The organism is Nonomuraea sp. NPDC023979, from assembly GCF_040639085.1.
Classification (GTDB): Bacteria; Actinomycetota; Actinomycetes; order Streptosporangiales; family Streptosporangiaceae; genus Nonomuraea; species Nonomuraea ceibae.
This window is the reverse complement of record NZ_JBEZZG010000035.1, coordinates 12368-26386: the sequence shown is the minus strand read 5'-3', so window position 1 is coordinate 26386 and position 14019 is coordinate 12368. Positions and strand designations below refer to the sequence as shown.

11 protein-coding genes are annotated in these 14019 nt (G+C 71.2%); 7 read left to right on the top strand and 4 right to left on the bottom strand.

Features of this window, described 5'->3' with window-relative positions:
- Positions 1-189: 189 nt before the first annotated feature.
- Positions 190-1188 carry an amidohydrolase family protein gene (locus AB0G11_RS39775; RefSeq protein ID WP_357591835.1) on the bottom strand — a complete coding sequence of 333 codons (999 nt, stop codon included), beginning with the start codon at positions 1186-1188 and terminating at the stop codon, positions 190-192.
- A 298-nt stretch (positions 1189-1486) separates the two neighbouring features.
- Here AB0G11_RS39775 and AB0G11_RS39770 point away from each other — a divergent pair, with 298 nt between their 5' ends.
- The 6 genes from AB0G11_RS39770 (at position 1487) to AB0G11_RS39745 (ending at position 7194) form a co-directional block, all read left to right on the top strand.
- Positions 1487-1714, top strand: a complete 228-nt coding sequence (locus tag AB0G11_RS39770) for a hypothetical protein (protein WP_357591833.1) — start codon at positions 1487-1489, stop codon at positions 1712-1714.
- A gap of 132 nt (positions 1715-1846) precedes the next feature.
- Positions 1847-2806: an NAD(P)H-quinone oxidoreductase gene (locus AB0G11_RS39765; protein WP_357591831.1), complete on the top strand. Its 960-nt coding sequence runs from the start codon at positions 1847-1849 to the stop codon at positions 2804-2806.
- Positions 2807-2983: 177 nt separating this feature from the next.
- Positions 2984-3958, top strand: a complete 975-nt coding sequence (locus AB0G11_RS39760) for an alpha/beta hydrolase fold domain-containing protein (RefSeq protein WP_357591829.1) — start codon at positions 2984-2986, stop codon at positions 3956-3958.
- Between the two features lie 97 nt (positions 3959-4055).
- Entirely contained in the window at positions 4056-4988 is a 933-nt protein-coding gene (locus tag AB0G11_RS39755) for an acetoacetate decarboxylase family protein (protein ID WP_357591827.1), read from the top strand.
- Entirely contained in the window at positions 4985-6556 is a 1572-nt protein-coding gene (locus AB0G11_RS39750) for a succinic semialdehyde dehydrogenase (protein WP_357591825.1), read from the top strand. The genes AB0G11_RS39755 and AB0G11_RS39750 overlap by 4 nt, the downstream gene beginning before the upstream one ends.
- Positions 6557-6606: 50 nt before the next feature.
- Positions 6607-7194: a TetR/AcrR family transcriptional regulator gene (locus AB0G11_RS39745; RefSeq protein ID WP_219503095.1), complete on the top strand. Its 588-nt coding sequence runs from the start codon at positions 6607-6609 to the stop codon at positions 7192-7194.
- 595 nt (positions 7195-7789) lie between these two features.
- Here AB0G11_RS39745 and AB0G11_RS39740 read toward each other — a convergent pair.
- Positions 7790-10309, bottom strand: coding sequence for a hypothetical protein (locus AB0G11_RS39740; protein ID WP_357591823.1), 2520 nt, complete (start codon positions 10307-10309; stop codon positions 7790-7792).
- A gap of 45 nt (positions 10310-10354) precedes the next feature.
- On the opposite strand from AB0G11_RS39740, the gene AB0G11_RS39735 reads away from it, so the two are divergent.
- Positions 10355-11353, top strand: a complete 999-nt coding sequence (locus AB0G11_RS39735; protein ID WP_357591821.1) for a hypothetical protein — start codon at positions 10355-10357, stop codon at positions 11351-11353.
- A 152-nt stretch (positions 11354-11505) separates the two neighbouring features.
- Here the strand turns inward: AB0G11_RS39735 and AB0G11_RS39730 are convergent, their stop codons facing one another.
- Both AB0G11_RS39730 and AB0G11_RS39725 read right to left on the bottom strand, forming a co-directional pair.
- A complete protein-coding gene (locus AB0G11_RS39730) occupies positions 11506-12816 on the bottom strand; it encodes an aspartyl protease family protein (protein ID WP_357591819.1) in 1311 nt (436 codons plus the stop codon).
- A gap of 247 nt (positions 12817-13063) precedes the next feature.
- On the bottom strand, positions 13064-13945 hold the full coding sequence (locus AB0G11_RS39725) for a type II CAAX endopeptidase family protein (RefSeq protein WP_357591817.1): 882 nt from the start codon (positions 13943-13945) through the stop codon (positions 13064-13066).
- Between the last annotated feature and the right edge of the window lie 74 nt (positions 13946-14019).

The following is a 14019-nucleotide window of genomic DNA, read 5'->3' as shown; positions in this document are numbered from 1 at the left end:
CCTCACCTCCCGACGCCGCGCAGGGACTGCAGGTCTTTGAGCTGGTCCATCCGCGGCGAACCGGTTCCAGCGGTGGTGTCGTCGGCGTCCGTCGGCCTGGGCCACCGGAGCGGGACGTGTGCCGCCGGGACAGGAAAGGCCAGGGGCCCAGGCCCGCCCCGGCAGTCCCTCCGGCGGGCGGCGGGACGCCTACTTACCGGGATCGAGCAGGTTCTTGAACACCTGCCCGTCCTTCACGATGACCGCCAGGTTCCGCTCAGGGTCGGCGAGGACGGACGGGTCGGCCAGCGGGTCTCCGTCGATGAGCAGCACATCGGCCAGCGCGCCGGGCTCGATCACCCCGAGGGCGCCGGGATAGGGGTTGCGCGGTCCGGCCAGCGCGAGCATCCGGCCGTTGTTGCCGGTCGCCTGGCACAGGATCTCGGCCGGGCTGAACCACTTGGTCCGGTTCACGAACTCCTCATTGACCTTCGCGAGGGTGTCCGGCGCGCTGATGATGTCCGATCCGAAGCCGACGCGGTCGAACCCGGTCTTCTTCACCAGCTTGAACAGCACGTCCAGCCCTTCACGGGCCTGGGCGAACTTCTTCTTCAGCGCCGGGTCGAAGCCGTGGGGGTCGTTGACGTAGACGCTGACTTGCGGGCTCAGCCAGGTCCCGTGGTCCTTCATCAGCTCCAGCGTCTTGGCGTCTATCAGGTTGGCGTGCTCGATGGTGCGTACGCCGGCTTCGACGGCGCGGCGGATGCCGGTGGGGTTGTAGACGTGGGTGGCTACATAGGTGTTCCAGTCGCCGGCCACCTTCACCGCCGCCTCGATCTCCTCGGCGGTGAACTCGGCGATGTCCAGCGGGTCCCGCTCGGAGGCGCAGCCGCCGCTCACGGCCAGCTTGATCTGGGAGGCGCCGCGCCCCAGCACATAGCGCACCGCCTGCAGCATCTCCGGAACGCCATCGACCACCAGCAGATGCCCGAGCTTCTGCATGGGGTCGCGATGCCCTCCCACCAGGCGGGACGGTTCGGCCGCCGGGGTGAAGTCACCGTGCCCGGAGGTCTGGGAGATGATCGGCCCGGACGGGAAGATCCGGGGCCCGTCGGTGATCCCCGCGTCGATCGCCTTCTTCAGCGAGAAGGTGTTGCCGCCGGTGTCCCGGATCGTGGTGTAGCCGCGCGACAGGTAGAGCTTCGCCATCGACGCGCCGTACAGCCCGTGATAGGCCAAGTCCGTGTTCGCCCCCTCCGCGGGAGTGACCGCCGATCGCGGCGATCTTCCCGTCGGCGATCAGCACGCTGGTCGGCGCGGTCAGCTCGTCCGAACGGCCGTCGAAGACCCGCGCTCCGGTGAAAAGCACCGCCTGCCGGGAAGCCGCCCCGCCCGCGGTTGCCGCGTCCGGCGCTGAATTCGGAGCATGCATGGATGTCTTCCCCCACGATCGGCGGACCAGTACATACGCGATCGTGTCACCCTCGCGGTCCAACCACCTGGCGACATGCTCAAGCAGGTGAAACCCCGTCTCACACCGCTACGAAGGCCCGCCCGCGATCACTCGGGCGGCGATTCCGCCGCTTCGGTCGCCGGGCCCGAGCTGGGTATGCCCAGGCAGTGGCGTATCCCGTCCTGCTTGATTCCGCTGCTACCGCACATCGAGGTAGATCGCAGCCTCTATATCGGCCTCCGCGAACGGCTCGCCCGCCGCCCGGTGTGCGAGTTGCGCTGACCTGTGCCTGCCGGACCTCATGTTTGCAGTGCATACTTTGACGTAATATAAGCAGTGTAAACATTACTCCGGCATTCCATGACAGCTTGGAACGCCGCAGGCCAGGCCCTTCATCGACAGGAGACGAACACCATGAAGGCGATCACGATCACGGAGCCGGGCGGTCCCGAGGTGCTGAAGTGGACCGAGGTCGACGACCCGGCGCCCGCACCGGGCGAGGTGGTCATCGACGTGGCCGCCACCGCGCTGAACGGAGCCGACGTCGCCCAGCGGCTGGGGCTGTATCTCGTGCCGGAGGGCGCCTCGCCGTACCCAGGGCTGGAGGTGTCGGGCCGGATCAGCGCCCTGGGCGAGGGGGTGAGCGGCTGGCAGGTGGGCCAGGAGGTGTGCGCGCTGCTGACCGGCGGCGGGTACGCACAGCAGGTCGCCGTCCCCGCCGAGCAACTGATGCCCGTGCCCGAGGGGGTCGGCCTGGTCGAGGCTGCGGCGCTGCCCGAGGCGGCGGCCACGGTGTGGTCGAACGTGGTCATGACCGCGCGACTGGCCGAGGGCGAGACCTTCCTGATGCACGGCGGCGCGGGAGGGGTCGGCACGATGGCGATCCAGATCGCCAAGGCCCTGGGAGCGCGCGTCGTCACCACCGTCAGCGGCGCCGCCAAGACCGCGCGGGTGCGCGAGCTCGGCGCCGACGTGACGATCGACTACCGCACCGAGGACTTCGCGGACTTCGGCCCCTACGACGTCATCCTGGACGTCATCGGCGGGGACTACCTGGAGCGCAACGTGCGCTCGCTCGATCTCGACGGACGGCTCGTCATCATCGGCATGCAGGGCGGCTTCGAGGGCACGCTCAACCTCGTCGAGCTGGTCTTCAAGCGCAAGTCGGTGTTCGGCACCACCTTGCGCTCGCGCTCGGGACAGCAGAAGGCCGAGATCGTCGCGGCGTTGCGCGAGCACGTGTGGCCCATGATCGAGTCCGGCGCGGTCCGGCCGATCGTCGACGAGGTCCTGCCCCTGTCCGAGGCGACCCGGGCCCACCAGCTGATGGCCGACTCCCAGCATGTGGGCAAGATCCTGCTGGTCAACGAGTAAGTCCGGGGCGGGACCGGCGTCTCTTGGCGTCAGCACTCGCCTCCGGGCCCAGGACTCAGGATTCGTCACTCTGGGTAGGTAAGTCGTCGCCGCCCAGAAATGTCTGGGGGAGTCCACCAGGCGCGGCCCGTCGAGCCGCACGACAGAGCATGCCTGTGCTCGTGACACGGAGTGAACATGACCGCGATTCCGCCGCCGATCACACCTTACCTGGAGCCTGCCGCGAAAGAGCTGGCCGAGGCGACCGACCCGCACCCGCGCATCTACGAGGTCCCACCGGAGCAGGGCCGCCAGATCCTGCTCGACCTGCAGAGCGGCCCCGGCGTGCCCCACCCGGAGGTGGACGAGGAATGGGTCGAGGTGGACACCGGGCAGTGGGGGACGGTCCGGGTCCGCATCATCCGGCCCCGGGGCGCGGGCGGGCCGCTGCCGGTGATGTTCTACATCCACGGCGCCGGCTGGGTCTTCGGCGACGACAAGACCCACGACCGCCTGTTTCGCGAGTTGGCCGTCGGCGCGGGCGCGGCAGGGGTGTTCCCGGTCTACGACCGGGCGCCGGAGGCGAAGTACCCCACCCAGGTCGAGCAGAACTACGCCGTGGGCCAGTGGGTCATGGAGCACGGCGCGGAACACGGCCTGGACACCTCGCGCGTCGCCGTGACCGGCGAGTCGGTCGGCGGCTGCATGTCCGCGGTGTTCGCGCTGATGAACAAGGAGCGCGGCGGCATCGACCTCAAGGCCCAGGTGCTGCTCTATCCGGTGACCAACGCCGACTTCGGCACCCCGTCCTACGTGCAGTTCGCCGAGGGGTACTACCTGACCCGCGACGGCATGAAGTGGTTCTGGGACGCCTACACCAGCGACCCGGCGCAGCGTGCCGAGGTGTACGCCTCCCCGCTTCAGGCCTCGCTGGAGCAGCTTCGCGGGCTGCCCACCACGCTGGTGATCACCGACGAGGCCGACGTGCTGCGCGACGAGGGCGAGCAGTACGCCAACAAGCTGCGCGAGGCCGGCGTGGACGTCACCGCCGTCCGAGTGGCCGGCATGGTGCACGACTTCCTGCTGCTGGACAGCCTGCGCGACACGCGCGCCGCCAACGTCGCCCGCAAGCTCGCCGTCGACGCCTTGAAGGCGGCCCTGCACCCGCAGTAACCGGGGCAGCCGTACGGACCGCCCCGCCCAGTGTTGACAGTGCTTACATGCTGTGCGTACCTTGATGTATGCATCGCAAACATTGAGGAGGGCACGAATGCCATCGGCACAGCCCGATACCGTCGAGGTCACCCTCGGCAGCCGCACGGTCACCGTCCCGAAAGGCGGGCTGTACGACCGCTACCGGATGGACACCGATCTCGACGAGGTGGCCCGCGACCCTCGGGTCAGCAGCGTCGACTTCTTCCGGCGCCTGCCCAAGACCCGGGTGGATTCGCCCATCGGGCCCACGCTGACCCCGAACTTCTACTACCGCGTCTCGACCGCGCGGCTCACCATGCCGGCCCCGTCCCGCGCGATCCGCGGCCGGCTGCCCGCCGAGCTGGCTCCCCTGGAGATCGCGCCCGGCGTGGGCCTGGTGTCGGCCATGTTCTTCCGCTACGACGTCTGCGACATCGACTTCTACACCGAGGCCGCCGTCGGCATCGCCGTCCAGCCGGCCCGGCACGGCCGGCTCGGTTCTGTGGACCTGCTCGCCGCTCTCAAGAACGACAGCCTCGACTCCTACGTGCTGTCCCTGCCGGTCAGCACCGAGATCGCCCAGGTGCGCGGGCACGACGGCTACGGCTTTCCCAAGTGGGTCACCGGCCTCGACGTCGAGATCGACGCCCACCGGACGATCGCCCGCGTCGCCAACGACACCGGCGGAACCGACCTGGCGCTGAGCGCCGCCACCCCCTCGCAACGCGCGTACCCGAGCGGCGCCAAGGTCTCCACGCTCACCTCCTACACGCGCATCGGGGAGTCCTGGCACTCCACGCTCAGCCAGACCAACATGCTCTCCGCCGGAAGCGCCCGCCTGCCCCGCGGACTCGAGCTGCAGCTCGGACAGGGCCGCCTGTCCGACGATCTGCGCTCGCTGCGGCCGATCAGGACCATCCAGTTCGACGTCGTCACCGAAGGCCAGATCGCCCTGCACCTGCCCGTCCCCTTCTCCGTGCCGAACCGGAAGGCAGGCAACCCTTCATGATCACCGAACGGGCGATCCTGCCCGCCCGCCTGACACCGGCCCTGCTCAACCGGCTCAGCGGCCTGGTCACCGCCGCACCGGACGCCGACCGGGTCACCACCCACGCCCCCTACACCGGTCTTCCTCTCGCTGACCTGCCGGTCTCCACGCCGGCCGACGTCGAGAACGCCTTCACCCGGGCGCGCGCCGCCCAGGCCGCGTGGGCCGCCACCCCGATCGCCGAACGCAAGGTCGTTCTGCTGCGCTTCCACGACCTGGTGCTGGCCCGCCAGGACCAGGCGCTGGACCTGATGCAGGCCGAAAGCGGCAAAACCCGCCGCGACGCGTTCCTCGAAGTGACCGACACCGCGATCACCGCCCGCTACTACGCACGCAGCGCCGCCAAGCTCCTGGCGCCCCGCCGCCGCCGCGGCGCGATCCCCGTGCTCACCCACACCACCGAGCTGCGCCACCCCAAGGGCGTCGTCGCGATCATCTCGCCGTGGAACTACCCGTTGAGCATGGCCGCCGGGGACGCCATCCCGGCACTCATGGCCGGCAACGCCGTCGTCCAGAAGCCTGACACCCAGACCACGCTCACCGCGCTGTGGGCGCTCGACTTGATGACAGAGGCCGGTCTGCCGGGCGGGGTGTGGCAGATGGTGGTCGGACGCGGGAGGTCCCTCGGGGAGCCGCTCATGGACGGCGCCGACTACCTGATGTTCACCGGCTCGACCGCCAGTGGGCGCCTCCTGGCCAGGGACGCCGGTCAACGGCTCATCGGCTCGTCCCTGGAGCTCGGCGGCAAGAACGCGATGATCGTCCTCGACGACGCCGACATCGACAGAGCCGCCGACGGCGCCGTCGCCGCCTGCTTCCCCTCGGCGGGCCAGCTCTGCGTCTCCGCCGAACGCCTCTACGTGGCCGAGTCGATCCGCGACCGGTTCGTCGACGCGTTCGTCACCCGGACGAAGCGGCTCAAGCTAGGCGCCGCCTACGACTACACGATCGACGTGGGCAGCCTCACCACGCCCGCCCAGCTGGCCACCGTCACCGCGCACGTCGACGACGCCGTCGCCAAGGGCGCGAGGCTGCTGGCGGGCGGCCGGGCGCGACCCGATGCGGGGCCGCTGTTCTACGAACCGACCATCCTCACCGACGTCACCCCGGACATGGCGCTGTACGCGCACGAGACCTTCGGGCCGGTCGTCGCGATCTACGCCGTCCGCGACGACGCCGAGGCGATCGCGCGGGCCAACGCCTCGCCGTACGGACTGAACGCCAGCGTCTGGTCTCGAAGCGCCACACGCGGCCGCGCGGTCGCCGGCCGCGTGCGCGCCGGGACGGTCAACGTCAACGAAGCGTTCGCCGCCGCCTGGGGCAGCATCGACGCACCCATGGGCGGCATGGGCGACTCGGGGCTCGGCCGTCGCCACGGTGCCGACGGATTTCTCAAGTACACCGAACCTCAAACCGTGGCCCACCAGCGCCTGCTGGGATTCTCACCACCCGGCCGCGTCTCTCCCGAGGGCTGGGCGAACCTGCTGACCAGCGCGCTGAAGGTGCTGAAGGCCCTCGGCGCCCGCTGATCTCGCCACGGTACGATTGTGTGCAGCGCATACATCGGAAGGAGCGTCCCGTGCCGCATCCCGGCAGCTCGTACCACCACGGCGATCTGCGCGCCGCCTGCGTGCGTGCCGCACGGGAACTCCTGGAGGAGGACGGCGCCGCAGGGTTGTCGCTGCGGGCGGTGGCACGGCGGGCAGGCGTGTCGCCGACGGCCCCCTACCGGCACTTCGCCGACCGCGACGCACTCGTCTCCGCGGTCGCCGCACACGGCTACCGCGAGCTCACCGAGCACCTGGCCGCAGCCCATCCCGCGCCCAAGAGTCCCGACGACCTCGCCGACATCGCGGTCGCCTACGTTCGCTTCGCCCTCGAACGGCCCGCGATGTTCAAGGTCATGTTCGCCGAGCCGTGCGACCCGGCCAGCGAGGAGCGCGCCGCGGCGATCACCGCCATCTCCGGCTATCTCCACAACCTGGTACGGGGCGTCTTTCCCGACCGTGACCCCGAGCCGTTGGCGGACGCGGTCTGGGCGCTGGCCCATGGCCTCGCCTTCCTCCACCTCGACGGAAAGTTCGACACCTCGACACCCGAGCAGGCGAGCGGCCGTGTCCGCGCCGCCGTCCGCGCACTGTTCCCTCGATCGTCGACGATCGGGTAGACGGCAGACGGACGCACGTCCAGGCGGGGCCGGCAGAAGCCGGGCGCCGCCAGACCCGTCAACGGGTGGATCGCCCGCCGGGACTCGACCTGCGCGCCATCCTCCGCCGTTGTCTGTGCCGAGACGGTGCATCAGCCCGCCGCCCACGGACGCGCGCGTCTCCATGCGGGCGCGAGCACCGGTGAGGTTACGGGCCGGCCCTCACGGGTCCGGCGCAGTGTCCGTGCAACATCGGTGCCCTGGCCGAAGCCGAAGCGGTAGACACCCGCCACACTGCCTGCAGACATGGGAAAGGCGATCATCGTGCACGCCAGTACAGGAGCCAGGGGCCCACGTTGGGCGCCAGCGACTTGGTGCAGTAGTAGTACCGCGAGGGGTACATCATCGAACGGGTGATTTTTGCCGCCGTGCAGGCCTCCTTGGTGCGATATTCGTGGCCTGCTGCGCTGGCCGGAGCTGCACTGAGCGTCAGTGTCATAGCAGTCGCTGCCGTAACGGCAGCCACCGTCAAGAGTCGTTTCATGGCACCGCAAAGTAGTAGGCAGCGGTATGCCGCGGCCCGCGGCCACCTGGCGGCCTGCCCGTACGCGAATGATCAGACGCCGCGAAGCGTTCGCCGAGGGCCGCGGCCCGTGCCGTACTGGGACTCCAGTACGGCACGGGCCGCGGCGCGGAGAGCCTCGTCGTCCTCGACGGAGCGCCAGTGCCGCCGTTCGACGGGGCGCCAGTTGCGGTAGGTGAACGGGCGCCGGTCGAGGTCGAGGAGCGCGCGGAGCCGGGGCAGGGCAGGGGCGACGCCCTCGGGGTCGGCGGCGGCGACCTCCGCGAGCAGGGCCAGCGGCTCCAGCCGGCTGTGCGGCAACCACCCGCTGGGCTCGCTCAGCTGCTCGACCAGGGTCATCAGAGCGGGGACGATCTCCTCGGCGCGGCGGCTGTGCCGCCACAGCGCGCGGGCCAGGGCGAGGGTGTGCCGGTGGCCGAGGCGGTGGGGCTGGTGGATCAGGTTCCGGAGGCGGTCCAGGACCTCGCGGGTCGGGGCGATCTCCGTGAGGGTGACCAACGCCGGGGCGGCGTCGGAAGCGCCCGTGCCTGGGGCGGTCAGCGCCAGCAACGCGGGCACGACCTCGTCGGAGTCGCCGGTGACCCGCCACAGGGCCCGCAGGTGGCGCACACCTGTCAGAGGGGGCAGGGTCCGCAGTTCCTGCCGTAGCCACTCCGCTCCCCCGGCCGCCGCCGGTCCCAGCTCGGCGTAGATCTCCGCGCGGTACCAGGAGGCCGTGTCCTCGCTGTCCAGCGCGGCGAGGACGGGTTCGGCGTCCCCCGTCAGCCGCCAGTGGATCAGAGGGTCGATGCGCGCCGGATCCCGGCCCCCGGGATCGAGAGGGCCGAGGAGCCTGCGCAGCCCGCGTTCGCGGCCGGCCGCCACCGGGCCGGGGCTGATCGCCCCGAGCGCGTGCGCCGCCCAGAGCGCGTACCCGGTGTCGAGCAGCTCGACCAGGCCGGGCACCACCGGGACGCCCGCCCGGTGCCAGGCGGCCAGGACGAGGGGGTAGTGGCGCCGGTCGTGCCGGGCCGCCATCTTGGCCATCAAGGGGAGCAGCAGGTCGCGGTGGTGGGCGTGCAGGGGGGTGAGCAGCTCGCAGAAGTTCAGCTCCAGGTCGCTCCAGCGGCCCACGTTGGACAGCGGCAACCAGTCGCGGAAGCCGTCCCGCCGTTCCCGGCGCGGGCCGGCGGCCATCCGTACGGCCAGCAAGGGCACGCACCGGTCGTCGCCCGTCTTGGCCAGTGCCCACAACGCCTGAGTCCGGACCAGCGGATCCGGCTCGCCGGCCGGCGTCGCGTGCGCGGCTGCGGCGTCGGCCCAGGGGCGGGAGGCGGATCCGCACATGGCCAGGATTCGCAGGGCCAGGGCGCGGTTGGCGGCGAGTGGGTCGTCGACCAGCCCGGCCAGGACCGGCAGCAGGGCCGGGACCGCCGAACGCCGGTCGGCCAGGAGGGCGGCGGCGAGTTCCAGGCCGCCGGTTCGGTGCTCCGGGCGGTCGTGGCTCAGCAGGGCGCGAGCGAGGCCCAGGAGGCCGGGCAGGTCTTCGCCCAGGAGCTCGCCGATGCCGCGCACCTCCGAGGCCTGCAGGTCGAAGAGGTCGGCGCGCCGGGTCGAGGGCCTCCAGCCGGGGTCGAGCAGCACCTCAGCCACCGCTCGGGCGTAGGCCGGGTCGTCCTGGCCGGGCAGCACGCGCCGCAACGCCCGCACCGCGGCCACCCGGACCTCCGGCCGGCCGTCGCCTGCCGAGGACCCGTCGCCTCGGTTCGGGTGAGGACGATCCGCAGGGCGCCTGCCCTCCGGAGCCGGATGCGGATCCGCGAAGAGCGGATGGGAGTCGTGCGAGGACGGGTGGGGATCCTCCTGGGCCGGCGCCGCGTCCCCTGGTTTCAGGTGGGCGCGGAGCCAGGTCACGATCTCCCGCCGGCGTGGTTCCGTCACGTGGGTGGCGAGTTCGCCGAGGGCGGCGAGGAGGTGTTCGGCCACCACGGGGTCGTGCTCGGCGGCGCAGCGGGACTGGAGGAGCCGGGTGACCTCCTCGGCCCGGCCGGTCGCCTGCGTCAGGGCGACCGCGGTGCACCGCCGTACCGGCTGGACAGGGTCGTCCAGCAACGCGCACAGGCCGGTGACGACGCGGTCCCAGACGCGCGGCCAGCCGGCGGCCGAAACCCGGCGCGCTCGCGAGGCAGCCGACGGGCCGGGACCGGTCCGCAGGGAGGCCATCGCGGGCAGCCGCACCGGCCGGCCGAGGGCCTCCGCGCGGACGGCGGTCGCGGCGATCTCCCCGATCGACTCGACGAGCAGGGCACGGACCGGCACGGCCGGGTCGGCGGCGGCCACGGCCATGAAGGGGAGCAGCTCGACGGCCGCCGGATAGAGGTACTCGCCCACACCACAGACCCGGCGCAACGTCCGGGCCGCCGCCTCGGCCGCCTCGACCCGCCACAGGTCGATCACGAGCCTTGGCCCGTATCCGGCGGCGGTGCCGGGATCGAGCACCACCGACCAGTTCACCGAGTCCAGTCCCGCCACCACGTCCCGCTCCCCGGCCTCCACCAGACGAGTCTGGCGCATGCCACGCACCGGCCCCACGACAGGCCCCGGCTAGGATCACCCGGCATGACACCCGACGACGCCGAGCTCCGCGAGCTCGTCCGCCGCTTCGCCACCCTTGACCTGACCGGGTGGGACGACGCCGCCTTCGGCCGCGCCCGTGAGCACCTCGGCTGGCAGGCCGCGGTCCACTCCCCCGAGAAAAAAGCCCGGCGCGCCCGGTTCCCCAGGCTGTATCGCGCCGAGGAGTACGACACCGTTCTCGGCCCTGAGAGCGGAACCTTCGCCCGGCACGGCGCCGACGACGTCCGCACCCAGATCTCGCTGCGCGCCGGGCAGGGCGACGAGCTCTTCCTCGCCCTGCGTTCGTTCCTGGAGGAGGTGCTCGGCCCGCCGTCCCTCCTGCGCGGACCGGGGCCGCTGCTGCGCTGGCGTGGCCCCGTCCGGCTGCTGGAGCTGGAACGGATCCGCGATGCCGCCTACCTGCGAGCCTGCCCCGCCGAGGCGGTCGAGAAGGACGAGTACCGCACCGCGCAGTGGGCCGAGGCGGAGGACGGGCTCGGGCAGCTCGGCTACTGGCAGATGATCGGCCGGCAGCCGGAGGCGACCGACCTGTTCATCCCCGGCGGCTACACCGCCGACGGCTGGGCGGAGTTCGAGGAACGGCTGGCCAGGACCCTGCACTCGGTCGTCGCCGACTTCGCCCTCCTGGAGCCGTCGAGCCACTTCACCGCGGTCATCCGCACCCCCCGCGAGCGCGCCTACGCGCAGTGGACCACCGACCCGGCGTGGGGCCTGGAGATCCAGGCCGCCATCCCCGCCGAACCCGGCCCCACCTGGGAGAGCGACCTGATCGGGCTCGGCTGGTCGCGGCCGGACTCGCCCGACACCGAGGGCCGGCTGATCCGCCGCTTCCCCGCGTTCGGGCCCGAAGAGGCCCGGACCGCCGCCCGGCTGCTCGTCGCCGCGCTGAGAACGTACGGCGTGCCGTTCGCGGACCTTTCGCAGTCGGTGATCTCGCCCCCCGTGCACCTGCTCGGGCTCGGCCTGCCCACCCACCGCTGACCGGACACCCACGGCGTATCACTGCGCACTGCACAAGGCCTGCCCCAAGCCTGCCGGGGCGAGCCCACCGCGCTCGGCTGAGCACCTCACTCGAACGGAAGCCGGGCTGTTCACCCAGCCTGGCTGGTGATCGATCGCAGGGCGGCGCAAGCTCACCCGCGCGTGATGTACAGGTGCATGTCGGTGTAGTCGAAGGTGATGGCGAACGGCTTGAAGAACTCGTGGGTGAAGTTGGCGATCAGGTCGAAACCGAACGGCTCCGACTGGCCGGGACCTGGGAAACCGGGAATGGCCTTCTCGAAGGCGAGGCCTCGCACGCCGTGCCTGACCGCCCGGCCCAGGCTGATCCGCTCGGCCGTGATCGGATAGCTCTTGATGCCGAACCGCTCGTTCGGGTGCGCGTAGTCCACCTCGAATCCGTCCACCCGTTCGGCGATCTCCGCCGTCGTGTCGATGGCACTGCCGATGCCGCCGGTGTCGACGGTGACCATGCGCGGGCCGTAGTCGCCCAGGCTGCCGACCGTGCAGGGGAAGTGGTCGCCGGCCAGCCACAGCGGGAGCCGGTCACCTCGGGCGCGCGGGCGCGGCGCTTTCACGGTATTCCGCCGCAGGATCAGAGCCCTGCCCGCGTAGTCCATCGTGGTCAGGAAGTGGTAGAAGATCGTGGTGCCGAAGGCGCCGGCCACCTGTGAGCCGTCGGGAAGCGGTGGCCGCCGCACGTCGCTCCACTGCACCGGCAGGTTGCGGATCTCGATGTTCCCGATCCGGAACGATTCCAGAATGCCCAGGTAGATGGTGATGGGATGGGTGTCGGCGACCCCTCCGGGCAGCTCGGCCACCGCGCGCAGCCCCGCCGCTTCCGCTGCCTCCTGTGACAGGTCGAGAGTCGCGTAGGTGTCGAGCCAGAACTTCGCGGGCGGCCCGCCGTTCACCGAGGCTTCCACCGCAGGCACCGGGTCCAGGGTGAGGAACGGCACCTGCGTGCTCTGCGCGCCGTGTATCTGCCACGGTGTGCCGCTGATCCGCGAGTACTGCTCGACGAGGCCCTTGTCACGGGGACGGCCCGTGCTCCTGAGCAACGGGACCGCGCGGGCGAACTGGTCCTGCCGTACGAAGGTCTCGGCGAGCCGTTGTGTGGAGGCGATGTCGCGGGAGTCCAGGGCGATGGCCTTCGACAGATGCCGCTCGGCGTCACCGAACCGGTTGCACAGCAGGGCGAGGTATCCGACCTGGGCGTACGCGTGCGCGTTCCGCGGATCCTCGCTCAGGAGACGGCGATAGCCGCGCTCGGCCTCGGCGAACCTGCCCGCCTTGAACAGCTGATCAGGGTCGGCCGCGGAGGCGAACGCCGGGCTCGGCGCGGAAGGCAGCAGGGGAAGGCTCGCGCCGGCGATCACGGCCAGCCCCGTCCGCCGCAGGAACGCGCGGCGGCCGGGGGTACGGGGATCGGCTGGAGGGGTCATGCCTGGGTCCTCACGTCGTAGTTGGACGGGTCACGCCGCCGAGATGAGGCGTGAGTCGCGAACTCACCCAACGGGACGACGTGTTTCCCTGGCGTTTCCCTCGCGTGTCCGCAGCGGTCTCCGAGCGCGTTCGAGAGGCACGGTGGCCCTTTCGGGGTCGATGCAGGTTGCCGTCACCGTTGTGGAGCGCTCTGGGGTTCTGCTCGTGGACGCGGCGATCTGCGCCACGCTCGGCGGACCCGTCCGGTCAGGAGCGTCGATGCGACAGCCTGCCGCGAGTGGTGAGCAGGACGAGGACCGCCAGTACGCCGAAGCCGATCATCGAGGGCAGGAGCACGTAGCTCCGGGTCATGGGGGAGCCGCCGAAGAGGTCGCTGACCGCGTTCATGCCCGAGTTGAACGCGTCGTGGAGGAGCACCATGATCAGTAGGCTGCCGCCGGTGTTGTTGAACACCCAGGTCATGAAGACGGTCAGGACCGTGGTCAGCAGCAGGAACTGCACGATGGCGCCCGGGGTGGCGCCGCCCTTGGGGTCCGCCCATGCCGACGACGCGAACAGCGGCAGGTGCCAGCCGCCCCACATCAGCCCGAGGATGAGGGCGGCGGGCAGCGGGCCGTACCGCTGCTGCAGCCTGGGCAGGGCATATCCCCGCCAGCCCGGCTCCTCGCCGAGCGCCCCGATGACGAGCTGCACCGTCAGGAACATGATGACCAGTGACGGCACCACGTCCGCCGAGAACGTGAAGTGAGCGGCGGTGCCCGGGATGGCGAAGGCGGCGATCACCGGCACCGCGAGAACGCCGCCGATCACCAGGACGTACCAGCGCGCCGGCACCCGCCAGGATCGCAGCCCCCGCAGCAGGCTCCGCACCGCGCCCCGGCCCGCGGTGGTGCGCAGCGTCACCAGGGCCGCGGCCAGCGGGCCGAACGAGCCCGCGATCACACAGACGTCCAGCAGCCAGCTGTCCTTGCCGATCGGCAGGAGGCCCAGCCCATCGTCGGACAGCACGATCGGCAGGTAGAGCAGCCAGCTGAAGGCGAAGGCGAGGGCGAAGAACATCCACAGCGCATGCGGTGGCTCGGTGCGCGTGCCGGTGTCATGGGAGGTCGGCGATGGGTTCGAAGTCACCGCAGACAAGGTAGGGACGTGACCGGTGTGCCGCCTCCGGCGATTGCCCTAATACCGCCCGGTAGCCGGCGGGC